21 protein-coding genes and 1 riboswitch are annotated in these 21,630 nt (G+C 37.9%); of the genes, 3 read left to right on the top strand and 18 right to left on the bottom strand.

Annotation, left to right across the window (positions count from 1 at the left end; genetic code table 11):
- Positions 1-30: 30 nt before the first annotated feature.
- The 3 genes from ABXT71_RS12455 to ABXT71_RS12445 form a co-directional block, all read right to left on the bottom strand.
- Positions 31-723, bottom strand: a complete 693-nt coding sequence (locus ABXT71_RS12455; RefSeq protein WP_415371687.1) for an SDR family NAD(P)-dependent oxidoreductase — start codon at positions 721-723, stop codon at positions 31-33.
- A complete protein-coding gene (locus ABXT71_RS12450; RefSeq protein WP_415371686.1) occupies positions 724-1,188 on the bottom strand; it encodes an SRPBCC family protein in 465 nt (154 codons plus the stop codon).
- Between the two features lie 80 nt (positions 1,189-1,268).
- Positions 1,269-1,922, bottom strand: a complete 654-nt coding sequence (locus ABXT71_RS12445; RefSeq protein ID WP_415371685.1) for an MIP/aquaporin family protein — start codon at positions 1,920-1,922, stop codon at positions 1,269-1,271.
- A gap of 106 nt (positions 1,923-2,028) precedes the next feature.
- Here ABXT71_RS12445 and ABXT71_RS12440 point away from each other — a divergent pair, with 106 nt between their 5' ends.
- Positions 2,029-2,871, top strand: coding sequence for a DUF2911 domain-containing protein (locus ABXT71_RS12440; protein WP_415371684.1), 843 nt, complete (start codon positions 2,029-2,031; stop codon positions 2,869-2,871).
- Between the two features lie 267 nt (positions 2,872-3,138).
- Positions 3,139-3,235: riboswitch (TPP riboswitch) on the top strand.
- A gap of 41 nt (positions 3,236-3,276) precedes the next feature.
- Here the strand turns inward: ABXT71_RS12440 and hisIE are convergent.
- From hisIE to ABXT71_RS12370, 14 genes are all read right to left on the bottom strand, one after another.
- Complete coding sequence (gene hisIE, locus ABXT71_RS12435; RefSeq protein ID WP_415371683.1) at positions 3,277-3,861, bottom strand: bifunctional phosphoribosyl-AMP cyclohydrolase/phosphoribosyl-ATP diphosphatase HisIE; 585 nt, start codon at positions 3,859-3,861, stop codon at positions 3,277-3,279.
- Between the two features lie 4 nt (positions 3,862-3,865).
- Entirely contained in the window at positions 3,866-4,621 is a 756-nt protein-coding gene (hisF, locus tag ABXT71_RS12430) for an imidazole glycerol phosphate synthase subunit HisF (protein ID WP_415371682.1), read from the bottom strand.
- Positions 4,615-5,328 carry a 1-(5-phosphoribosyl)-5-[(5-phosphoribosylamino)methylideneamino]imidazole-4-carboxamide isomerase gene (gene hisA, locus ABXT71_RS12425; RefSeq protein ID WP_415371681.1) on the bottom strand — a complete coding sequence of 238 codons (714 nt, stop codon included), beginning with the start codon at positions 5,326-5,328 and terminating at the stop codon, positions 4,615-4,617. The genes hisF and hisA overlap by 7 nt, the downstream gene beginning before the upstream one ends.
- A gap of 82 nt (positions 5,329-5,410) precedes the next feature.
- Entirely contained in the window at positions 5,411-5,989 is a 579-nt protein-coding gene (gene hisH, locus ABXT71_RS12420) for an imidazole glycerol phosphate synthase subunit HisH (RefSeq protein WP_415371680.1), read from the bottom strand.
- Complete coding sequence (gene hisB, locus ABXT71_RS12415) at positions 5,986-7,074, bottom strand: bifunctional histidinol-phosphatase/imidazoleglycerol-phosphate dehydratase HisB (protein WP_415371679.1); 1,089 nt, start codon at positions 7,072-7,074, stop codon at positions 5,986-5,988. Before hisB ends, hisH begins: the two co-directional genes overlap by 4 nt.
- A complete protein-coding gene (gene hisC, locus ABXT71_RS12410) occupies positions 7,071-8,102 on the bottom strand; it encodes a histidinol-phosphate transaminase (RefSeq protein WP_415371678.1) in 1,032 nt (343 codons plus the stop codon). Before hisC ends, hisB begins: the two co-directional genes overlap by 4 nt.
- The gene (gene hisD / locus ABXT71_RS12405; protein WP_415371677.1) at positions 8,095-9,384 is read right to left on the bottom strand and encodes a histidinol dehydrogenase; all 1,290 of its coding nucleotides are present in this window, start codon (positions 9,382-9,384) and stop codon (positions 8,095-8,097) included. The genes hisC and hisD overlap by 8 nt, the downstream gene beginning before the upstream one ends.
- Entirely contained in the window at positions 9,384-10,241 is an 858-nt protein-coding gene (gene hisG / locus ABXT71_RS12400; protein WP_415371676.1) for an ATP phosphoribosyltransferase, read from the bottom strand. The genes hisD and hisG overlap by 1 nt, the downstream gene beginning before the upstream one ends.
- 246 nt (positions 10,242-10,487) lie before the next feature.
- Positions 10,488-11,009, bottom strand: coding sequence for a CIA30 family protein (locus ABXT71_RS12395; RefSeq protein ID WP_415371675.1), 522 nt, complete (start codon positions 11,007-11,009; stop codon positions 10,488-10,490).
- Between the two features lie 50 nt (positions 11,010-11,059).
- A complete protein-coding gene (locus tag ABXT71_RS12390; protein ID WP_415373113.1) occupies positions 11,060-11,647 on the bottom strand; it encodes a tRNA-(ms[2]io[6]A)-hydroxylase in 588 nt (195 codons plus the stop codon).
- 39 nt (positions 11,648-11,686) lie between these two features.
- Positions 11,687-13,234, bottom strand: coding sequence for a T9SS type A sorting domain-containing protein (locus ABXT71_RS12385; RefSeq protein WP_415371674.1), 1,548 nt, complete (start codon positions 13,232-13,234; stop codon positions 11,687-11,689).
- 114 nt (positions 13,235-13,348) lie between these two features.
- Entirely contained in the window at positions 13,349-14,014 is a 666-nt protein-coding gene (locus tag ABXT71_RS12380) for a hypothetical protein (protein WP_415371673.1), read from the bottom strand.
- A gap of 195 nt (positions 14,015-14,209) precedes the next feature.
- Entirely contained in the window at positions 14,210-14,869 is a 660-nt protein-coding gene (locus ABXT71_RS12375; RefSeq protein WP_415371672.1) for an SCO family protein, read from the bottom strand.
- A gap of 38 nt (positions 14,870-14,907) precedes the next feature.
- Positions 14,908-16,641 (bottom strand): tetratricopeptide repeat protein, encoded by a 1,734-nt coding sequence (locus ABXT71_RS12370; protein WP_415371671.1) that lies wholly within the window; start codon positions 16,639-16,641, stop codon positions 14,908-14,910.
- Between the two features lie 415 nt (positions 16,642-17,056).
- Between ABXT71_RS12370 and ABXT71_RS12365 the strand changes: the two genes are divergently transcribed.
- Positions 17,057-18,535, top strand: coding sequence for an ice-binding family protein (locus ABXT71_RS12365; RefSeq protein ID WP_415371670.1), 1,479 nt, complete (start codon positions 17,057-17,059; stop codon positions 18,533-18,535).
- 626 nt (positions 18,536-19,161) lie between these two features.
- Positions 19,162-20,475: an ice-binding family protein gene (locus ABXT71_RS12360; RefSeq protein ID WP_415371669.1), complete on the top strand. Its 1,314-nt coding sequence runs from the start codon at positions 19,162-19,164 to the stop codon at positions 20,473-20,475.
- A gap of 611 nt (positions 20,476-21,086) precedes the next feature.
- Here the strand turns inward: ABXT71_RS12360 and ABXT71_RS12355 are convergent.
- Positions 21,087-21,593: a GNAT family N-acetyltransferase gene (locus tag ABXT71_RS12355; protein WP_415371668.1), complete on the bottom strand. Its 507-nt coding sequence runs from the start codon at positions 21,591-21,593 to the stop codon at positions 21,087-21,089.
- Positions 21,594-21,630: the final 37 nt, after the last annotated feature.

Raw genomic sequence — 21,630 nt, 5'->3', positions numbered from 1 at the left:
TTTTTGCTAATACCTACTGCCTTCATAAAACTACTTCGCTTGAAGCGTAGACATACCACCATCCACACCAATAACCTGTCCTGTAATCCAAGAGGAATCATCGCTCAATAGAAAAACTGCTACTGCTGCTATATCTTCTTCGGTTCCCACTCTTTTCATAGGGTGTCTCTCGCCCATTTTTTCCTTTTTTTCTTCGGAAGAAAGAAGTTTAGATGCCAGAGGTGTATCTGTAAGAGAAGGGGCAATCACATTCACACGAAAGCTAGGTGCGTATTCTGCGGCCAGTGCTTTTGCAAAACCTTCTATCGCACCTTTGGAGGCTGCAACAGTGGTATGGTAGGGCATTCCTACTTTTACTGCGACGGTGCTAAAGAATACTAAGCTTGCCTGCTCCGCTTGTTTTAATTTTGGGATTAATGCTTTAACCACTTTAACAAGGCTAAAGAAATTAAGCTGCATATCTTTTTCAAAATCTGCTAATTTCAGTGCTGCAAAGGGTCTTAAATTAATACTTCCAGGGCAGAAGACAAGTCCGTCAATGGCATCCGGCAGTTTTAGCGTGGCAATTTCATCTTCCATTACATCAAAAGTATGATAGGTAATAGCTTCGGAAATTTGATCACTTGTCCTGCTGGCAACGTGAACGTTATTTGTTTCACTTAATCTATTTGCTATTGCTTGGCCTATTCCGTAAGAACCGCCAATAAGAAGTATATTTTTCATTTATTTTATTTTTCCGAAGAGCTCCTCGAGTTTCATTTTTCTGTACTTAAAAATTTCGTCCAATTTTGGTTTGACTAAGATGGGATGCGCTAGTTGGCCTAACCATCCTAGTGGGACTTTATAGTCTATTATATCTTCCATCTCCACACCTCCATCTATTTCTTTTATAAAATGTTTGTGGTGCCACATTGTATAAGGACCGTATAATTGTTCATCCACAAAATATTCTAGATGTTTAACTTGGGTAATTTCAGTAACCCACTTGGTCTTGATACCCAAAATAGGAGTCACGTTGTATTGAATTATTTGCCCAGCAAACATCGGTCTATCTGCTCCAGAGAGAATCTCAAAGCCCATATCTTGAGGCATAATTGTAGTTAAATTTTTAGGATCTGATAAGAAATCCCAAGCTTCTTGTTTGTTTAAGGGTACGTTTTGTTTTGCGTGAAGCGTATATATTTTCATCTAGGAGAATTGAACTTGATGTAAAAATACAATTTGTCTAAGGTTAATCGTGTAACATTAAACAAACATTAACAGTTGGGCTAGCAACAGTTATCGTCTTTTACAAGTTGGCAACTTACGACAGCAAGAAAGCACCCAAGAATAGGGGCAAAGATATAAATCCACAATCCTTCTACATTTCCGCTCATAATTGCGGGTGCAATAGACCGTGCAGGATTCATAGAGGCGCCTGTAATAGGGCCTGCAAACATGGCTTCAAGGAGTACAATACCACCAATCGCTATTCCTGCAGTGGGTCCTATTTCTTTAGAACCTGTGGAGACATTGATGATAACCACCATCAATAAAAAGGTGAGGAGTACTTCTAGTATGAACACTTTTATATGTGCGATGGCAGGTAATGTCGCCCCTAGGGTTTCCGAAGTAGGGAAGAGATACCATAACAATGCACTCGCTAAAAAGGCTCCTATGAGCTGCACAGTAATGTACGCAGGAACTTCTTTCCAGGGGAATTTTTTCGCGTAGGCAAATCCAATAGTGACCGCTGGGTTTATATGACAACCACTTATATCTCCAAAGGCATAAATCATTCCCATCACGATAAGGCCAAAGGTTATGGCGACACCAGGATGCGTGACAACACCACCAGTAAAGTCATTGATTACCATAGCTCCTGTACCACAAAATACGAGACCAAATGTGCCTATAGTTTCGGCGATGAGACGTTTTTTCATAGTTACAAAAATACGCCTTTTGAACTAGTTTTGGATTTATGAATTTATTAACTGAAAATAAACTTGAATTTGATAAATTCGTACTAATTAAATTAAAAAACAAATCATGAAAAAATTAATGCTTTTTATCGCTGCTGCAGCAATGACTGCTGGAGTAACTGCACAAATAGAAACACCGGCACCTAGCCCGTTTCAGAAAATAGAACAGAAAGTGGGTCTTACAGATGTTACTGTTGAGTACTCAAGACCTTCTATGAAAGGAAGAACCATTTTTGGAGATCTGGTACCTTATAGTAAAATGTGGCGCACAGGCGCAAATAAAAACACAACAATTAGCTTTAGCGAAAGCGTGATGGTTGGTGGGAAAGAAGTGAAAGCTGGAACCTATGCTATCTTTACAAATCCAAATGCAACGAGCTGGGACATATATCTCTACAGCGATAGCGAAAACTGGGGAACACCAGAGAAGTGGGATGACACTAAAGTTGCTGCAATGGTAAACGCACCAGTGCAACCAATGCCAATGTCTGTGGAGTCCTATACTATGTCCTTTGATGACCTTAAAATGAACGGAGCAAACTTAGGGATGCTTTGGGATAATGTATATGTTGCTTTACCAATAGCTACAATGACAGATAAAGCAGTTTCTGCAAGTATTGATCGTGTTATGGCAGGTCCTGGCGCAAATGATTATTACAGTGCAGCAGTATATTACTTAGAAAATGGTAAGGATATTAATCAAGCTAAAACTTGGATTGATACAGCTGTATCTATGCGCGCTGATGCTTTCTGGTACCAGAGACAACAATCTCTTATTTATGCAAAGTCAGGTGATAAGAAAGGCGCAATTAAAGCGGCTAAGTCATCTATGGCGCTTGCAGAAGAAGCAGGTAACGCAGATTACGTAGCCTTAAATATGAAATCATTGAAAGAGTGGGGAGCAATGTAATCCGCAAATTATAATATTAAAAAAGCATCTCAGGTATTGAGATGTTTTTTTTATGTCTTATTATTTGAGAATTAGCTGAAGATTCTAACCCAGCCTTGATTTCAAGGTAAGAATCGTTAAGCCTCTCTTAAGGGAGATGTAGAGGAGGATTAAGTTTGAACTTAAAATAACCGACTGCTTACATTATATTTGTAAGAATAACACTTCATAAATGTTAAAAAGAAGCAATATTCTTAATTATTAAAGGAATTAAGTGTATATTTATCAAACATTAAATCGGGGTGCTTAAGTTAAACAGCTGAGAGAAAATACCCGTCGAACTTCGCGAGATAATACTCCCTGAAGGAATTTGATTAGCAATGGGAACCAAAACTTGAAACGTTTAGTTCCCATTGTTTGTTTGTGCTACTTAGCCCGCTCCCGTAATATCTTCTCAATATCAGCAATTTTCATATTCTTTGCATTAAACATAACGAGCAAGTGATAAAATAAATCTGCAGCTTCATTTTTAAATAAGATGTCATTATCATCCTTTGCTTCAATTACAAGTTCGATTGCTTCCTCCCCAAATTTCTGAATAATCTTATTCATTCCTTTTTTAAACAATGAAACTGTATAAGATGATTCATCGCCTTCTTCCACGCGCTTTGCAATAGTTTGCTCAAGCTCGTATAAAAAGCCGTGCACACTGTTATCGTCAAAACAGTTTTCGGTGCCTTTGTGACACGATGGGCCTTTTGGGTGTACTTTAATTAACAAACTATCCTGATCACAGTCTTCTAGTATGTTTACTACTTCTAGAAAATTACCAGATGTTTCACCCTTGGTCCACAAGCGTTGTTTGCTTCTGCTAAAGAATGTCACTCGTTGTTCTGCTTTCGTCTTTACGTAGGCTTCTTCGTTCATATACCCCACCATTAATACCTGTAAGGTCGCTGCGTTCTGTATCACTGCTGGTACTAGTCCGTTGTCTTTATATTGTAATTCCATAATTTTATTTTCTTACTAAAATGTTATTACTTGATAGATATGCCTTTAAATCGGGGATGGGGATTTCGTTAAAATGAAAAATACTTGCAGCCAATCCTCCTGTTGCTTTTGTTTGTTCAAACACTTCTTTAAAATGATCCATTGTGCCGGCACCTCCAGAAGCAATCACAGGGAGTGAAACAGCTTCAGAAACTTTCTTAACAATATCTATAGAAAAACCATCCTTTGTTCCATCACTATTCATAGAAGTTAAAAGAATCTCGCCACCACCTAAACGTTCTATTTTTTTAGCCCAGGCTACTGTTTTAAGTTCGGTTTTCTTTCGACCTCCGTGCGTATAGACCCACCAGTCACTGTCTTCATATTTGGTATCAATCGCAACCACCAGACACTGACTCCCAAAATGGTGTGCAATGTCGTTTATCAATTCAGGATTCTTTACCGCCGCACTATTAATACTCACTTTATCTGCGCCGGCTTTTACGAGTGCAGCAACATCTTCTACACTGCTAATACCTCCACCAACTGTAAATGGAATATTAATTTCTTTAGCCACTTTAGTAACCAAGGCTACTAGGGTTTTTCGTTTCTCAACGGTGGCAGTAATGTCTAAAAACACTAACTCATCTGCCCCTTCTTTTACATAGCGTTTCGCTAATTCAATAGGGTCACCGGCATCTCTTATGTCTACAAAGTTGACACCCTTTACTGTACGACCATCTTGTATGTCTAAACAGGGTATGATTCTTTTCTTTAGCATAATGCTTCTAATTGTTTCATCGTGATTCTTCCTTCATAAATAGCTTTTCCAATGATGGCTCCTTCACATCCTAATGCTGCTAATGAGTGTACATCGTCAATATGTGCAACACCGCCACTAGCGATTAATTGAATTGCTGATTGTGCCATAATCTCTTTGTATAACGTTTCCGAGGTACCTTCCAGCATTCCGTCTTTAGAGATGTCTGTGCAAATAACAGATGTAATTCCTGCTTGTTCGTAGTCTTTAATAAAATCAATCACGTCAAGTGATGATGTTTCTGTCCAGCCTTGTGTTGCGATTTTCTTGTCTCTACAGTCCGCACCTAAAATAATCTTGTCTGCACCATAGGCTTTAAGCCATTGCAGTACTTGTTCCTTATTTTTTACAGCGATACTTCCTGCTGTTATTTGCTGTGCGCCAGAATTAAAAGCCACCTTAATGTCTTCATTGCTTTTTATTCCACCGCCAAAATCGATCTTTAAGGACGTTTGACTGGCTACGAGCTCAAGTACTTTATAGTTTACAATGCTTTTTGCTTTTGCCCCATCAAGATCCACCATATGCAGGTATTTAATACCGTGTGCTTCAAATTGCTTTGCAACTTCTAGCGGATGTTCATTGTATATTTTGGTTGTGCTGTAATCACCTTTTGTAAGCCTAACGCATTTGCCGTCTATTATATCTATGGCTGGAATGATTCTCATCCGAATGTTTTATTTGATAAATAAGAAGATACAATGCCCTCGCGAGTTACTTCTATTTGATTAATAATTGTTTTTGGGTATTTCATAATTCTAAAAAGTTTTCAAGGATGGTATTCCCTACGCTAGCAGATTTTTCTGGATGAAACTGCGTCGCATAAAAGTTATCTTTCTGCAATGCTGCAGAAAAAGGAATGATATACTCACTTTGGGCGATGGTGTTTTCATTCACATCTGCATAATAACTGTGGACAAAATAAACATCGTCTTCTATCTGGACTCCTTTAAAAAGAGGGCTGTCTAAGGCTGAAAAATTATTCCATCCCATTTGCGGGACGATGTCTGTGGCTGGAAAACGTTTAATTTGGTTAGAAAAAACACCGAGGCATTCTGTATTTCCCTCTTCGCTATGGACGCATAGCAACTGCATTCCCAAGCAGATTCCCAACACAGGATTTTTAAGCTGCGGAATGAGTTGGTCTAAATCGCGCTCCTTTAAATAACGCATAGCGGTACTCGCTTCTCCCACTCCGGGAAAAATAACTTTGTCTGCAGCCTTCAGGAGTTCGGGATCATCTGTGATAATGCTCTCATAGCCTAATCGGGCTACTGCATTCTGAACAGACTGCACATTACCAGCGTTATATTTTATGATCGCTATCATAAGACGCCTTTTGTACTTGGAATGCTAAAGTCTTCCGTTTTTCCTATTGCCATTTTAATAGCTTTTGCCCAAGCTTTAAAGATGGATTCTATTTTGTGGTGCTCATTATCACCTTCTGCTTTGATGTTCAGGTTACACAGTGCCGTATCACTAAAACTTTTAAAGAAATGCATAAACATCTCTGTAGGGAGATCGCCTATTTTTTCTCTTTTAAAATCAGCCTCCCAAACCAACCAAGGTCTCCCGCCAAAGTCAATTGCGGCTTGCGCCAGACAATCATCCATAGGCAATAAAAAGCCATAACGCTGAATTGCTTTTTTAGAACCTAATGCTTGTCTAAAAGCTTCTCCTAATGCCAAGGCAACATCTTCAATGGTGTGGTGTTCATCAATATGTAAATCACCTGTTACCTGCACGTCTAAGTCCATATTCCCGTGCTTAGCAAGTTGCTCTAGCATATGGTCAAAAAAGCCTAAACCAGTGCTGATCTCTTTCTTACCTGATCCGTCAAGATTTAATGATATAGCAATTTTCGTTTCTGAAGTATTTCTATAAACCGTCGCCGTTCTTGGACGTTCTTTTAAAAACTGATAGATTTCCGCCCAATTCCAAGTGCTTAAAACGGCATCTTCGTTTTTGTCACCGATAAAAATTCCTTGTGCTTTTAGGTTGGTGGCTAATGCTATATCTGTCGCGCGATCGCCAATCACAAATGAGTTTGCTAAATCATAATTCCCGTGAATGTATTTATGCAATAAACCTGTTCGCGGTTTACGCGTAGGCGTATTATCTGCTGGGAAGCTCTTATCTATTAAGATTTCAGAAAAGGTGATGCCTTCATTTTTAAAGGCTTCTATGAGTTTATTTTGTGCTGGCCAGAAGGTATCTTCTGGAAAGGAGTTTGTCCCTAAGCCGTCTTGATTGGTCACCATCACCAATTCATAATCTAGCTCTGTAGCAATTTTAGAAAGGTTAGAAAACACACCTGGATAGTAGGTTAGTTTTTCCAGACTATCTAGTTGATAATCGATGGGAGGCTCTATGGCAAGCGTGCCGTCACGGTCTATAAATAATACTTTTTTCATATGGAAAGGGTATGGAGGGCGTTGATTAATTGTTCGTTTTCTTCAGGTGTTCCCACGGAGAATCGCAGGCAATTATTAATTTGTTTACTTCTGTTTCGTACGATAATCTTCTGTGCCGTAAGTGCATTATACAGAGCATCTGCATCGGTCACTTCGGCTAAAATGAAATTAGTTACCGATGGATATTGTTTTAAAACTAATGCATTTTTATTTAAAGCTACTTTCAATTTTTCTCTTTCTGAAATAATCATTTCTTTTTGAGACTCGTACACATCATTCGCTTTAAGCGTTGCAAGAGCAGCTGCTTGGTTCAAACCACTTACGTTATAAGGAGGTTTTACTTTATTAAAATAGCCAATGATTTCTTCACTTGCATACCCTATTCCCACGCGCGCTGAAGCTAAGCCGTACGCTTTACTCAAGGTTTGCATCACAATGATGTTAGGGCAGGAAGTCAACCATTGATTGAAAGAATCTTCTGTGCTGAAATCAATATAGGCTTCATCGATTAAAACGATTCCGTTAAAACCTGTGATGAGGTGTTTCATTGCGTTGCGGTCCAGTAAATTACCCGTTGGGTTATTGGGAGAACACAGTATTAATAATTTTATGTCTGTGTTTTCTAGGGCTTTTTTAGTAGCAGCAAGATCAATATCAAAGTGATCTGTAAGTGGCACTTTTACTAAAGCTACATTATTAATAGCAGCAGAAACCTCATACATACCATAGGTAGGAGTGAGGATAAGTGCTTTGTCTTTCTGTGGTTCACAAAAAACACGAAAGGTGATATCGATAATTTCGTCACTTCCATTTCCTATAAATAGATTGGCTTCGGAAACGTTCTTCCATTGAGAAACTTGCTTCTTTAGCTGGCGCTGATAAGGATCTGGATACCGATTTAAATTCCCGAAAGGATTTTCATTGGCATCAAGAAAAATACCTTCCAATCCGTCAAATTCGTCGCGCGCACTCGAGTAGCCTTTTAAGGCTGCAATACTTGGGCGAACTAATGTAGAAATGTTATTCATCTTCTAAAGCTTTTAGTCTCAACGTAACTGCGTTTTTGTGCGCAATTAAATCTTCTGCCTCTGCCATCAACTCAATAGCAGGGCCTATGTTTTCAATCCCTTCTTTGCTTAACTCCTGAAATGTGATTTCTTTGGTAAAACTACCAAGAGTTACACCGCTGTAATTCTTCGCAAAGCCAGCAGTGGGAAGGGTGTGGTTTGTTCCGCTGGCATAATCTCCTGCACTCTCGCAGCTATAGTTTCCTATAAATACCGAGCCTGCATTTTCTATTGCATCCAACCAGTTTTCCGCTTTTTCTGAAGCTAAAATTAAATGCTCTGGTGCATATTCATTGCTATAATCGATGCATTCTTCAATGGTTTCAAATAAGATTGCTTTGCTGTTTTCTAATGCTTTTGTCGCAATATCCTTGCGTGGTAATGCTGCGAGCTGTATTTCTAATTCTACTAAAGTTTCCGAGGTAATACGGGCATTGTTGCTTACTAATATCACTTGACTATCTGGGCCGTGTTCTGCCTGCGACAATAAATCTGAAGCTATAAAAGCAGGGACTCCGGTTTCATCTGCAATGACTAAAACTTCACTAGGGCCGGCTGGCATATCTATCGCAATACCTTCTTGTTGCACTTGTTGTTTTGCAGTGGTTACATAAGAGTTTCCGGGGCCAAATATCTTATACACTTGGGGAACAGATGCTGTTCCATATGCCATGGCAGCGATGGCTTGTGCACCGCCCAATTTGAAAATTGTGGTGACTCCTACCAATTGGGCTGTGTAAAGAATTGCTGGGTTTATATTCCCGTTGCGATCCGGTGGTGTGCAAAGGACGATCTCTTTGCAGCCTGCTATAGTTGCTGGAATACCTAGCATTAATACCGTCGAGAATAGGGGGGCGCTTCCACCAGGAATATATAAACCAACCTTTGAAATGGCTCTGCTCTCTTGCCAGCAGTTTACACCTTTTGTGGTTTCTATTTTTTGTATCGTTCGTTCTTGCGCTTTGTGAAAGGAGGTAATGTTTGACTTTGCTAATTTGATTGCCTTTTTTAATGCTTCGGAAACCTTTGCGGTTGCTTCAGAAATTTCCTCAGAAGTTACTTTCAACTGAGTCAACTGGGCTTTGTCAAATTTTTGAGTATACTCCTTAAGTGTCTGGTCACCTCCATCTTTTACATTGCTTAAAATGTTAGCGACCGCTGAAACGATATCCTGATTATTCTCAATAGGTCGCCTGCAAAGGCTCGCCCAATTTGTCTTTGAGGGTTTTTTATACTGTTTCATTACAAGACCATTTTATCAATAGGAACAATGAGAAGGTCTTCTGCTCCAGCTAATTTTAACTGGTCGATCACCTCCCAAAATTGGTTTTCTTCAATCACACTGTGTAGCGAACTCCAGCCTTCTTTGGCTAAGGGTAAAATAGTGGGGCTTTTTAAAACCGGCAGTATGCTACTTACAGCTTCTATTTTATCATTAGGAACATTAAGCAGAATGTACTTCGATTTTTTAGCGCGTTGCACCGCTTGGATTCTAAAGAGTAATTGATCTAATAATTGCTGGGCGTCTTTTGTTAATGTTGGCGATTTTGCTAATACTGCTTCAGATTTTAAGACTACTTGTGTTTCTTTTAATCCGTTTTTAAATAAAGTGCTACCAGAACTCACTATGTCAAAAATACCTTCTGCAAGACCAATGTTTGGCGCAATCTCTACCGAGCCAGATATTACGTGCAAGTCTGCTGTTACGTTATTTTTATCTAAATACGTTTTAAGTGTATTAGGGTAGGAGGTAGCAATTTTTTTACCCTCAAAATAGTGGATGTCTTTTACTTCAACCCCTTTTGGCACTGCTAAAGAAACGCGACATTTAGAAAAACCTAAACGTTCTACGACCGTAACATTTTTCTCTTTTTCAATGAGTAGATTTTCACCTACAATAGCGATGTCTATAACGCCATCTTCTAGGTATTGTGGAATGTCTGAGTTACGCAGGTAATAAATTTCTAAAGGAAAATTACGTACGGTTACTTTTAATTGATCACGACCGTTATCTACAGAGATACCGCAGTCTTTTAGTAATCTTAGCGAGTCTTCATTGAGTCTTCCGCTTTTTTGAATGGCAATTTTTAATGGTTTCATTACTTTGATTTTTAAATTGATCTGAGTAATGGAAAGGAAGTTTATAAAAATAAAAAACCCGTCTCAATACTCAGACGGGTTTCATAATATATTATAACATATACATATCACTTCCTGCTGGCCTGAGGGCTAGAGTGTAAATGATGATGATGTAATTGTGTATTCATTTTTTTTTTGTTAAGCAAAATTACTTTCTTTTTTCTGAATCGTGAAGTATTGATTGTAGTTTAACATATAATTATAAATTTAATGAAGTTCGATTGTATCTATCAATAAGCTAAATGTTTCTTTCTTTTTGTTTCCTATAAGAATCGCAAATTCAGAAATCGATGTTTTATCAAAATTATTAATGTTTAGTTGACGCCCTCTAAATTGAGGTTTCATTTCTTTTAAAGGAATTTTTATTGTTTCCCAATCACCAGACGTTTTTGCAGTAAAGACGTAAGAATAGTAGGTGTTTTCTGTATTTTTTACTCTAAACTGATACTTCTTTCCATCTCCCTTGAGCTTTATGTGAAGTTCTGTTTTTTCTGAAACACTAATAGTATTAAAATTATAGCGAATAGAAGCAAACCCTCCATTGTTTTCTAAACGAACCAGTCCACTAAAGACTGCGTGTCCTTCTTCATTAATAACTAAACTGCTGTCTGAGATACCGCCCATGACACCGTCATTAACGACATACCAATTAGAAAGATCACTTGATGTGTTAAAATTAAAAAGAGGTGTGTTCACAAAGAAGAATATTAGAATGAATAATGCTTTCATTTTTCAAAGATAATCACACGAAGAGTGAATAGAAATTATTTAATAAAACATTAACCGTGAATGGTTTCCTGTTTTCCATAGCCCTTGATAATTTTTCCTTCAAAAGCGACTAAGTCTTGCCAGCGTTTTTCTACATCTAGGTCTTTCCCGTACTTTCTGGCAAATCCTAAAAAGGTTGTGTAGTGTCCTGCTTCGCTTATCATTAATTCGCGGTAGAATTTTGATAATTTTTCATCTTTGATACGTTCGCTTAATAACTTGAAACGCTCACAACTTCTGGCTTCAATCATTGCGGAGAACAATAATCTATCTACCATGGCTTCGGTTCTTGTTTTGTTTCCGCCTTCTCGAGTAAATTTGAATAACTGATTCACATAGTGATCTTTACGTTCTCTGCCTAGTGTATAACCACGTTCTTTTATAATATCGTGTACCATCTGGAAATGCTCTAACTCTTCTTGGGCAAGCTTTATTAGTTCTGTTACGAGCTCTTCATGCTCGTTGTTGAGGGTAATAATGGTGATGGCATTTGTTGCTGCTTTTTGCTCACACCAAGCATGATCTGTTAAGATTTCTTCAAGATTACTTTCTACGATGGTAACCCAACGTGGATCTGTTTCTAGTTTAAGGTGGAGCATGGACATAGGAATATAATTTTTACAAAGGTAATACCCTTTTTACTTTTTTATTACTTTTTGAGAAGTGACACCAGTGGCGGTCGTGACTTCAAAAATATAGACGCCTTTTGACAAATGTGAAATGTTTATCGTTTGATTTGTTGTTGCTGGCGCATTCTGAATTTCGTTTATTTGCTTTCCGTCAAGTGAATATATGGAGAGCGACGTCCAATCATCGGGCTGCACCGTAACGATGTCTAGAGCTGGGTTAGGGAAAATTAGAGCTAGGTTTGATTGTGCTAGATTAACTGTAGATAATACACTACCATCCGTTTCAGATCTTTGATACCAAATTTTAAGGGTTCCTGTGCGTGTGTCACCCCAAGTAGTATGGACTAATTGTTCTACTAGTTGTACACTCATAAAATCGTTACCAGCTTGGGCTAATAAGGCATTGTATGCCACGGTTTGATCTGTAATTTGAAAATTGGGTTGAAATGTATCAGAACCATTTGGTCTATAAGCAGCCCATATTTCGGAAGCTGTTTCATAACCACTTTCTGATGCGTTTCGTCTATCTCGCCAAGTGACAATTAAGTCGCCTTGATTATTAAAATCTGCCCAAACCAAATCTTGCATTCTATCATTTGCCAAAGGATCATCATTGATGCGTGATGAAACAGACCAAGTTTCTCCAGCATCTAACGTTTCCATAAAGTAAATGTCTAGATCTTCATTGATATTGGAAGGATAGAAGAAGGCTAGGTGGTTGGTGTCTGAAGGGTCTTCTCGTAACAAGTACCCCTTTTTAGGTAGCGGATCATTATTAGAAAAAGTCTCATTTGAAGCGAATACGGTTTGATAGTTAAAAGTAGTACCGCCATCGCTGCTTGATGCAATAATGTATTGCGCCATTGTATTCTGCGAGAAGACAAAAGAAGGATAGACCGCATAAAACACCCCATTTCCCTGAACCGCAGGCGTTGGCATTGGTGCAGTAATTAAATCTCCCGAGCGCCAATTTGCACCGTCTAATGTAGAGAAGGTAAAACTATTGCCGCCATCTGTAGATGTGGAGATAAATGGATGGTATTCTGGTGCTGCTTCTTTGGCATTCATAGAAGTGATGTAGATGTTTCCCGCGGTACTTGTGCTGCTTCTATCTACTGTTATCCATGGTCTGTCTATTATTTTCTGTGCTGGCATTTCATTTATATTAAGCACTTCTTGAGGTGTGTTAAAACTGAGCCCACCATCTGTAGACCTACTCATTTGAATACCACCAGCAAGCGGATCACCATCAGAACCTGTCCAGTCTATGTAGGCAATAAGTACGTCTCCATTAAGATTAAAAGCGATCGAAGGGTCTGCAGATGTAAAACCAGTTTGTACGTGCGCTAAGTTTGTTATCGTTGACCAAGTAACACCGGCGTCAAAACTAGCTCTTACTTTAATTTTAATGTTTTGAGCAGCGTTTACAAAACCCATCCAGGCAACAACCAGATGATTTGGATTTTCTGGATTCGTTTTTAGGTAAGGTTCTCCCTCAAAAAATGCACCCGTAGAGAGGCTAACATCTTCTTGAGACTTCATAAGTGCTGGAGCCATAAAGCAGAGCAGTAAACACATCCATTTTATCATAGTGCGATATAAATTTATTTTATGTTATTTAGTGATTCGGATCTCTTAAGCTTTTCTTTACTTTGGAATATTATATACATACTATTCTTCTTCGTAAAAAACAATATTCGCTTCAAACTCCATGGCTGCAAAATCATGTATTTCAATGAAATACTTTGACGTTAAAATCTCTACCATATTTGGGTCTAACATTTTAAATTTCCATATTACTTTTGCTGCTTCTTTAAATTCAACTTCGCCACTCAACTCATCGTGGTACAATCTATTGATAATATTACCTTTTACTAATCCGACATTCAAGGCTTTTACTACAATCTCTTTATTTAATTGTGGTAAGACCCCAGAAGCGGAAGTCATAGCGACTGTAATTATCGAAGCCTCTGTATTCGGGAATTTGCCATTATACGCTTTGTAAAGTAATTGGTTAATATTAAAGAGGTCAAAATGTAAAGCGGGATCAGAATAATCTTCAGCCACTTTGTCTCCTTGCATTTCGTGTGATAAGTTCTGGATTTGTCCTTGGCTTAAATGGTCACTTAATTTATATGCTAATACAACTTCAGCTGCATGCTCTGGTAAAAGGTCAGTGATGCATAATTGTAAATATTCTAGTGCGTCATTTTCTGGAATCTGAGCGGCATCTTCATAGTCAAATTCCTTTAATAGGTTTATATAGTCTGCAGTTGTCCAGTAATTTTCTAATTGATTTACTGTCTTAACAGCGTTAATGGTAAGGTGTAATTTCATTGCTGTAAATTTTATTGGAATGTACTGTTATTAATGAAGTTGCAACCTTATGAATTGTTAAAATTTCAGAAGTAAAAATGTGTTAAACGAGGTTTGTCAATTTTCTTAAGAACCCAATAATATCAATACGACGTAATTTTCGGATGTTTTTTTTAGTAAGCCCTCGTTTAATTAGTTGCTTTTTTTATTATTCAATTAGTTTATTAACGTTTTAATATCTTTGAGAAGTTTGAGCATTGTGGCATCTTCAGTACCATCATAGATTCCTCTTATTTGCTTTTTCTTATCGACTAAAATAAAGTTTGGGGTATGGATAAAATCTTGCAGGCCTCCGTCTCCTTGATCTGCTGCAGCAAAATAGCTTCTTCTTGCTAACTCGTAAATATGTTTTTTATTTCCAGTAGTCACATTCCATCTTGAATCTATAACACCTTTGTCTGTTGCATATTGTTTTAATATCGCCACGCTATCAATATCTGGTGTTACCGAGACTGATAAAAACATGATGTCATCATTTTTTAAAAACTCCCGCTGAAGTACGGCCATATTAGCTGTCATTATTGGACAGATACTTAGACACCTTGTAAAAATGAAATCTGTCACATAGATTTTATCTTTATAATTTTCTTGTGTGATGGTCTCTCCGTTTTGATTGATTAAACTAAAATCTGAAACAATGTGATTTTCATTTTTGTTTTGTAAACTTTTAGCGACTAATTCTGGGTTGATATCTGAAGGATTGTAAATAGGTAACTCATTTGATGTAGCTACAGAAGCGTTATACAAAAAGAACAATACAACCGTTAAAGTTAAAATGAGAACAACTGTGACCTTGTTGTTTTTTAGAAAAACCATATAACTATTTTTTATAATGGAGTGATAAAACGAAAAGCCTACAATACTGAATCGTCTATAGCAATATCTGCATCTTTCCAAGCTGCAGCGAACTCATTTTTTATACGAGTAGCTTCTTCGTTTTTCCCTTGTGCCATCAGACTTTTATAGAGCCCCATTAGAGACCAACCATTTTGTCTTAGGATCGCTAAGTCTTCTTTGTAAATAGTTTCAGCAGCTTCATAATTCCCAGCTTTGAATAATATAGAGCCTAGGTTTTGTCTCGTGGGTATGTGCCAAGCGGCGGGTTCTGTGTATGTTAATCCATCTTCAAATACTACAGCGTTTTGAAGATGCGCTATCGCCTCTGGAATATTACCTCTCAATGCTTCCAATTCTCCAGAAACAACCTCGAAGGCTATATTGGCCACATGAATCGATGCGTTGTTTGATGTAGCTATTAAGGTTTCTAATTCAGGATCCTTTTTAAGGACTTCTATGGCATCTAATTCTTCTTGTGCTTCATTGATATTCCCTTTTCTAATAAAAGCAATACCTCTGGCATAATGACGTATTAAGGCGAGATGTTTTATTTTTGAGTTAGGTGCTGGAATGGTTAAGATTTCATTCCACTTACCAAACCGGGTATATGCTAGCATTGGTGTTGACGCAAAATTTTGTAAAAAGGTCATTTCTAAAAATTCTCCAAGGGGTACTTTTTCTGCTGTCTTTTTTGCAGCATCAATCGCAATATCACTAGCCCCTAGTAAACTAGCGGAAGACCATAAAAAATGAATGTTATGAGGATAATAGCCCAGTGGATAGAGTCCCTGTGCATAACATTGAGATATGTATTCTTCGTCAGCTAAAATTGCTTTTTGGTTTGTAGTAACGGCATCTTTATATCTTCCTACTCTAATGTATATATGAGAAGGCATATGCACAATATGTCCAGCACCAGGCATCAGAGAAGCTAATTTATCAGCACTTTCAACACCCATATCTGGATAGGGGAGTTCAACCATATGAATGTAATAGTGATGACCGCCAGGGTTTTCTGGTTCAAGTACCATCGCTTTTTCAAGTGCGGCTTTTGCTTCCTTTATGTTAGGTGAAGGGTTTCCGTCCTTATCCCAATAATCCCAAGGAACCGTGTTCATTGCAGCGGCAGCATATAAGATTTGCAGGTTTGCATCGTTTGGGAATGTATTTATAACCTGAGCCATTTCCTGCAAGTATGCCATATTCAACTCAGCAATATCTGCGTTAAGGTCTTCACTGTATCTAGCAGATAATGCTTCTATTAGTGCTTGTTCTTTTACACTTGCTTTTGATGCCAATTGTTTTGCTTTCGCGATTGCTTCATTAATTTTAATCTTGCGTTCTGCAGGTGGGAGTGGGTCGTTTATATTTGGTCCAAGCGCAAAGGCTTGTCCCCAATAGGTCATGGCCGAGTTAGGATCCAATCGCGACGCCTCCATAAACGAGCGATGCGCTTCTGCGTGATTAAAAGCATATGATAGCTTTACGCCTTGATCAAAAAATGCTTGTGCTCTTTGGTTGTCAGTGCCAATAGAAAAATGAAGATTCCCTAGATTATCAAAAAGGGGCGAGATCTGTTTTGTGGTATCTACAGCTCCTAATAAAAATTTAGCCGAGGTACATTTTACAAAATTCATTGCGAGTTTAGGCCCGGGTGATGGTGTAGATTTAACCTGCTCGTTTATGCTGAAATAAACTACAATAGATATAAAAATAATGATAGTTAAAATGATGTTTCCTTTTGATTTCATAATCTATAGTTTTTAAAGTAGATGATTATTATAGTTACAATGTGATGATCAGAAAAACGGTTTCGTATTTAAAGGTAGTTAAATATTCCCGCGAAATTTTAAATTGAATACTTGTTTTAACTATTTTATTTATAGCTTGTTATGAGATATTTCTATTCATTATTTAACTCTTTACAGCATATGTTTTGGTTAGGGAGCTAAGCGGATTCAAAGGCTAGTACATTTCAACATTAATAAAGTACACTTTATCTATTTGTCGATAAAAAACGCCGTTACTCTTTTAATCTATGTTCTGGGTTATGTAACGGGTAATGCATGGAAAAAAAGGATTTTACTTACAAACTAGGATTAATTAATTTAATTTTATTCATAATTAATCTTTTAACCAATTAAAATAATCAAAACAATGAAATTAATGAAATTAACGCCAATTCTAGCAATGCTAGTAATTGGACTTTTGTCAAGCTGCGAGGCAGAGACGGAATCGGAAGAAAACTTGGTGGCAAATAGTCTTATCAACATAGGCGCAGCACCAGTAAATCTTGGTGCTGCTAAGGGTTTTGCGATACTTTCAAAATCAGGAATTACTAACGTTCCACCATCTGCCATTATAGGAAATGTTGGGACAAGTCCAATTACAGGGGCTGCTCTTTTATTAACATGTCCAGAAGTTGATGGGTCAATATATACAGTTGCCGCTGCAGGACCACTTCCTTGCAGAGAGCCTAACGCTCCATTGCTTACAACAGCTGTGCTAGATATGCAAGCTGCATACACAGATGCTGCAGGACGAACCACTACTCCTGGGAATACAAATATAGGAGCTGGTGTTATCGGAGGAAATCAACAATTTCCACCGGGAGTTTATAAATGGACAGGTACACTTGTTGTTGCATCTGACATAATACTAGTAGGCGATAACGATGCAAGTACAAATGATGTATGGATATTTCAAGTTGCAGGAACTTTTAATATGAGCTCTGCAGCTAGAATCAAAAAGACCCCTGGCGTTAAAAATAAAAATATTTTCTGGCAAGTAGGAGGCGCGGTTACTTTAGGTACTACAAGTAAATTTAAAGGAACCTTATTAGGAGCTACTTCAATTGCTGTGCAAACGGGAGCTGACGTAAAAGGAAGGTTGCTTGCACAAACAGCAGTAACGTTACAAATGAATACAGTTAAAAATCCATCAGCTTCTGCTTCAACACCACCAGCACCACCAACACCAGCTGTAATGGCACCCGTAGAGCTTGGTCTAGCTGGAGATTTTGCGATTCTTTCAAAATCAGGAATTACTAATGTTCCACCATCTTACGTTACAGGAAATGTAGGAACAAGTCCTATAACGGGTGCTGCACTATTATTAACTTGTAATGAAGTTGATGGATCAATATTTACAGTTGCTGCTGCAGGACCGCTTCCTTGTAGAGAAATTGATGCTCCACTATTAACATCATCTGTACTTGCTATGCAAGCTGCATATACAGATGCTGCAGGACGCTCGAACCCTAAGGAACTAAATTTAGGAGCCGGCGTTATCGGAGGAAATTTGCTAACACCAGGGCTATATAAGTGGACCAGTACCCTTGTGATTGCATCCGACATAACACTTATCGGTAATTCGACTGACGTATGGATATTTCAAGTTGCAGGAACTTTTAATATGAGTTCTGCCGCAGGAATTCATTTAGCTGGAGGCGCAAAAGCCGAAAACATTTTTTGGCAAGTGTCAGGTGCAGTAACACTTGGTACCACAAGTCATTTTGAAGGAACCTTATTAGGGGCAACGTCAATTGCTGTGCAAACAAATGCATCTGTAAACGGAAGGTTACTAGCACAAACAGCGGTAACACTGCAAAAGAATACGGTCACTAGACCAGTATTAAGTATTTAATACTCAGGATTACCTACCGTTTTAAGTGCAACTCTACTCTCATAACAGCGTGATAGGGCTTATTACAATTTTTAAAATCAGATACGAGCATTTGCTAGTATCTGATTTTTTTATATACGATGGATTTATAGCTTATGAATAAGTGCAACGGGCTATAGATAAAGAGTAGTTCGAGTGTAAAAAATTAAGGAGCAACAAAAGTTGGCCTTTAACCTCAGTTTGTTAATATTTATTACATAGCAAATTATAGACCCTTTGAAAATTAGTCAGCGCTTTTTTAAAGAGCGCACTTACATTGTGTCTGACAATTTTATAAAGCAAAATCAGATTTAAAAAAACAGAACATTCTTGCATATGTTATTCTAGACTTCATCTTTTAACAATTGAATGTCACGCTTTCGTCGCGCCTTTGGAGTGAAATAGCTAAAACATTGCCTTTGAGGGATGTATACTTACTTATCCTCCTTTAATCGTTAAAATGTGTCTTTTGTCTATTAATCGATGATTAAGACTATGTAACAAGTTCAGAGTGAATTAATAGTAATTTAACTACATATCATTAACATTTAGACTACGTTTGTATAGTATATATCTTGTGCAATTAAAAAAACCTAATAATACACATTATGAAAACATTTAAATTAATCCCAATACTTGCCCTGTTAATTATTGGAGTCTTGTTCAGCTGTGAATCAGAGAATGAAACTTTTGATACTATGGATGCAGATAATGTAGCTGATAACACTGCAAGCACTTTAAACCAAAATCCAAATAAAGTAGACCTTGGTGAGGCTGGAAAGTATGCAATACTTTCAAAATCAGGAGTAACTAATGTTCCACCGTCTGCAATCACTGGTGATATGGGTGTGAGTCCTATTGCTCAGACTGCTATCACGGGATTTGCTCTATCTCTTGATTCATCCGGTACATTTGCAACATCATCTCAAGTTAGTGGTAAAATTTACGCTGCGAGTGCTGCAGCCCCAACTCCATCAGAGCTTACATTATCTGTATTGGATATGCAAGCTGCATATACAGATGCTGCAGGACGTACTAATCCCGATTTTCTAAATTTAGGGGCTGGAAATATAAGCGGACTAACACTAGATCCAGGACTTTATAAGTGGACAACCGCCCTGTTGGTTACAACGGACGTAACGATAAAGGGTGATGCAGATGATGTATGGGTCTTTCAAGTTGCAGGAACTTTTAATATGAGTTCTGCCGTTAGAATTAACTTAGCTGGAGGTGCTAAAGCAAGTAACATCTTTTGGCAAGTCTCAGGTGCAGTTACGCTAGGTACAACAAGCCATTTTGAGGGAATCTTATTAGGGGCAACTTCAGTTGCTGTGCAAACAGGAGCATCTGTAAACGGAAGGTTACTAGCACAAACAGCGGTGACATTGCAAATGAATACGGTTACAGAACCAGCATCAACAACAGTGGCCATTGGCGATTTAATAGATGGCGGTGTTGTATTTTGGGTAAATCCAGATGATAATACTCACGGCTTGGTATGTGCTATGTCAGATTCTGCAACAGAGGTAGAATGGGGTTGTTTTGGTATAGATTTACTAAATGTTCCAAATGTTGCTTATAATAATGGTAATCCTATGGGTCCTGGTGCAGAAATAGGATATGGTGAGAGTAATACTAATTTAATATTAGATGATTGTTCTGGTGCACCTGCAGCCACAGCTGCTGGTTCATTAGGTGACGGATGGTTTTTGCCGAGTATAAATGAGTTACAAGAAATGTATGTACATAAAGAGATTTTAGAGGCAGTCTCGGGCTTTAATGCCTTTTCTGATGACTGGGGATACTGGAGTTCTACGGAGTACGATGACGATTACGCGTGGCTACAGTTTTTCATCTATGGTGGTCAGTACGACTCCAGTAAGTGCGTCGCAAACTACGTGCGTGCAGTTCGAGCTTTTTAACTATTTAGTTATTTATCAATTATAAAATATAAGCCGCGTGAGCGGCCAAGTTTAAAAATTAAAAACCTCAAGCAATTTGCTTGGGGTTTTGTGGTTTGTTGCAGTGTTGTTCTACTCATAAGATTGCTTCTTTGCACTGCGTTTCAATCGGAATGACGCAACGTAACCGGTCATTGCGAGGTTTTATAATAACAGAGTAACCGGTTGTTTTGTTGTTAATATTCATTTAACTGGAGGCGCTAAAGCAAGTAACATTTTTTGGTAAGTAAGGTGCGGTAACACTTAGCACAAACAGCAGTATCTCTGCAAAAGAATACGGTCACGAACAACTAATTACTGGATAGTATTTAATGCCTCAGGATTACCTGATGTGGTAGGTGTAACCTCTACTCTCATAACAACGTGATAGCGCTTATTACAATTTTTAAAATCAGATACGAGCATTTGCTCGTATCTGATTTTTTTTGAGTCTACTACTGGATGTATGAGCTGATACTAATCTTGCAGGTCAACAGCCATTGCCGACTGTATTAAAATAAAGTCTAATCTCCAATGATCAGCTATATAGAAGTAAAGGCAAGGTGTGGAAGTCTCATTAATAAGAAGGTAAATCAAACAAGCATTTGAAATAAACTTACCGTTGCATTTTGATAATGAGCTGGTAGTCCATTTGTGTTTTTTAATTCTGATAATCCTAAGAAGTCAAATCCGCTTTTTTTATAGTGATTGATTAATCCAAAATTTTCACCAACAGTGTCCATCCTTACATATTTTTTATTATTCGTTTTTGCATAAAGCCTAGACCATTTTACAATTTCTTTTACTAAATGTTGACCTCTAAAATCTGGGTTTGTAGAAATGCGATGGATATAAATTGAGGGCTCTTGATTTCTTTTGAGCCAAATTTGTGGATCACTTTCTGCAGTAGCCCACACACAAGCGATTTTATTGTCGATTACAATTTTCCATTGTCTCTTTTCATTTATTTCTTTTTCAACTAATTCTCTATCAAAATCAGGCCACGGAACGGCAGATTTCATTTTTTGAAAATCAGTTGCTTTTTTGTAAAGGCAGAATATAGTATCTATATCTTTAACGGTGCTATTCTGTATTTCCATATGGGCTATTTGCTTTGTTTTAAGTAGTTCTTATTTT

Source organism: Patiriisocius sp. Uisw_047, assembly GCF_047730165.1.
Lineage (GTDB): Bacteria > Bacteroidota > Bacteroidia > Flavobacteriales > Flavobacteriaceae > Patiriisocius.
Note: the sequence above shows the minus strand (reverse complement) of the source record. Positions and strands in the feature narration are given on the sequence as shown.

Bases quoted from the DNA above. Each gene is read 5' to 3' on its own strand.
- ABXT71_RS12455 (WP_415371687.1), bottom strand. From the start codon at position 723: ATGAAAAATATACTTCTTATTGGCGGTTCTTACGGAATAGGCCAAGCA.
- ABXT71_RS12450 (WP_415371686.1), bottom strand. From the start codon at position 1,188: ATGAAAATATATACGCTTCACGCAAAACAAAACGTACCCTTAAACAAA.
- ABXT71_RS12445 (WP_415371685.1), bottom strand. From the start codon at position 1,922: ATGAAAAAACGTCTCATCGCCGAAACTATAGGCACATTTGGTCTCGTA.
- ABXT71_RS12440 (WP_415371684.1), top strand. From the start codon at position 2,029: ATGAAAAAATTAATGCTTTTTATCGCTGCTGCAGCAATGACTGCTGGA.
- hisIE (WP_415371683.1), bottom strand. From the start codon at position 3,861: ATGGAATTACAATATAAAGACAACGGACTAGTACCAGCAGTGATACAG.
- hisF (WP_415371682.1), bottom strand. From the start codon at position 4,621: ATGCTAAAGAAAAGAATCATACCCTGTTTAGACATACAAGATGGTCGT.
- hisA (WP_415371681.1), bottom strand. From the start codon at position 5,328: ATGAGAATCATTCCAGCCATAGATATAATAGACGGCAAATGCGTTAGG.
- hisH (WP_415371680.1), bottom strand. From the start codon at position 5,989: ATGATAGCGATCATAAAATATAACGCTGGTAATGTGCAGTCTGTTCAG.
- hisB (WP_415371679.1), bottom strand. From the start codon at position 7,074: ATGAAAAAAGTATTATTTATAGACCGTGACGGCACGCTTGCCATAGAG.
- hisC (WP_415371678.1), bottom strand. From the start codon at position 8,102: ATGAATAACATTTCTACATTAGTTCGCCCAAGTATTGCAGCCTTAAAA.
- hisD (WP_415371677.1), bottom strand. From the start codon at position 9,384: ATGAAACAGTATAAAAAACCCTCAAAGACAAATTGGGCGAGCCTTTGC.
- hisG (WP_415371676.1), bottom strand. From the start codon at position 10,241: ATGAAACCATTAAAAATTGCCATTCAAAAAAGCGGAAGACTCAATGAA.
- ABXT71_RS12395 (WP_415371675.1), bottom strand. From the start codon at position 11,009: ATGAAAGCATTATTCATTCTAATATTCTTCTTTGTGAACACACCTCTT.
- ABXT71_RS12390 (WP_415373113.1), bottom strand. From the start codon at position 11,647: ATGCTCCACCTTAAACTAGAAACAGATCCACGTTGGGTTACCATCGTA.
- ABXT71_RS12385 (WP_415371674.1), bottom strand. From the start codon at position 13,234: ATGGCTCCAGCACTTATGAAGTCTCAAGAAGATGTTAGCCTCTCTACG.
- ABXT71_RS12380 (WP_415371673.1), bottom strand. From the start codon at position 14,014: ATGAAATTACACCTTACCATTAACGCTGTTAAGACAGTAAATCAATTA.
- ABXT71_RS12375 (WP_415371672.1), bottom strand. From the start codon at position 14,869: ATGGTTTTTCTAAAAAACAACAAGGTCACAGTTGTTCTCATTTTAACT.
- ABXT71_RS12370 (WP_415371671.1), bottom strand. From the start codon at position 16,641: ATGAAATCAAAAGGAAACATCATTTTAACTATCATTATTTTTATATCT.
- ABXT71_RS12365 (WP_415371670.1), top strand. From the start codon at position 17,057: ATGAAATTAACGCCAATTCTAGCAATGCTAGTAATTGGACTTTTGTCA.
- ABXT71_RS12360 (WP_415371669.1), top strand. From the start codon at position 19,162: ATGAAAACATTTAAATTAATCCCAATACTTGCCCTGTTAATTATTGGA.
- ABXT71_RS12355 (WP_415371668.1), bottom strand. From the start codon at position 21,593: ATGGAAATACAGAATAGCACCGTTAAAGATATAGATACTATATTCTGC.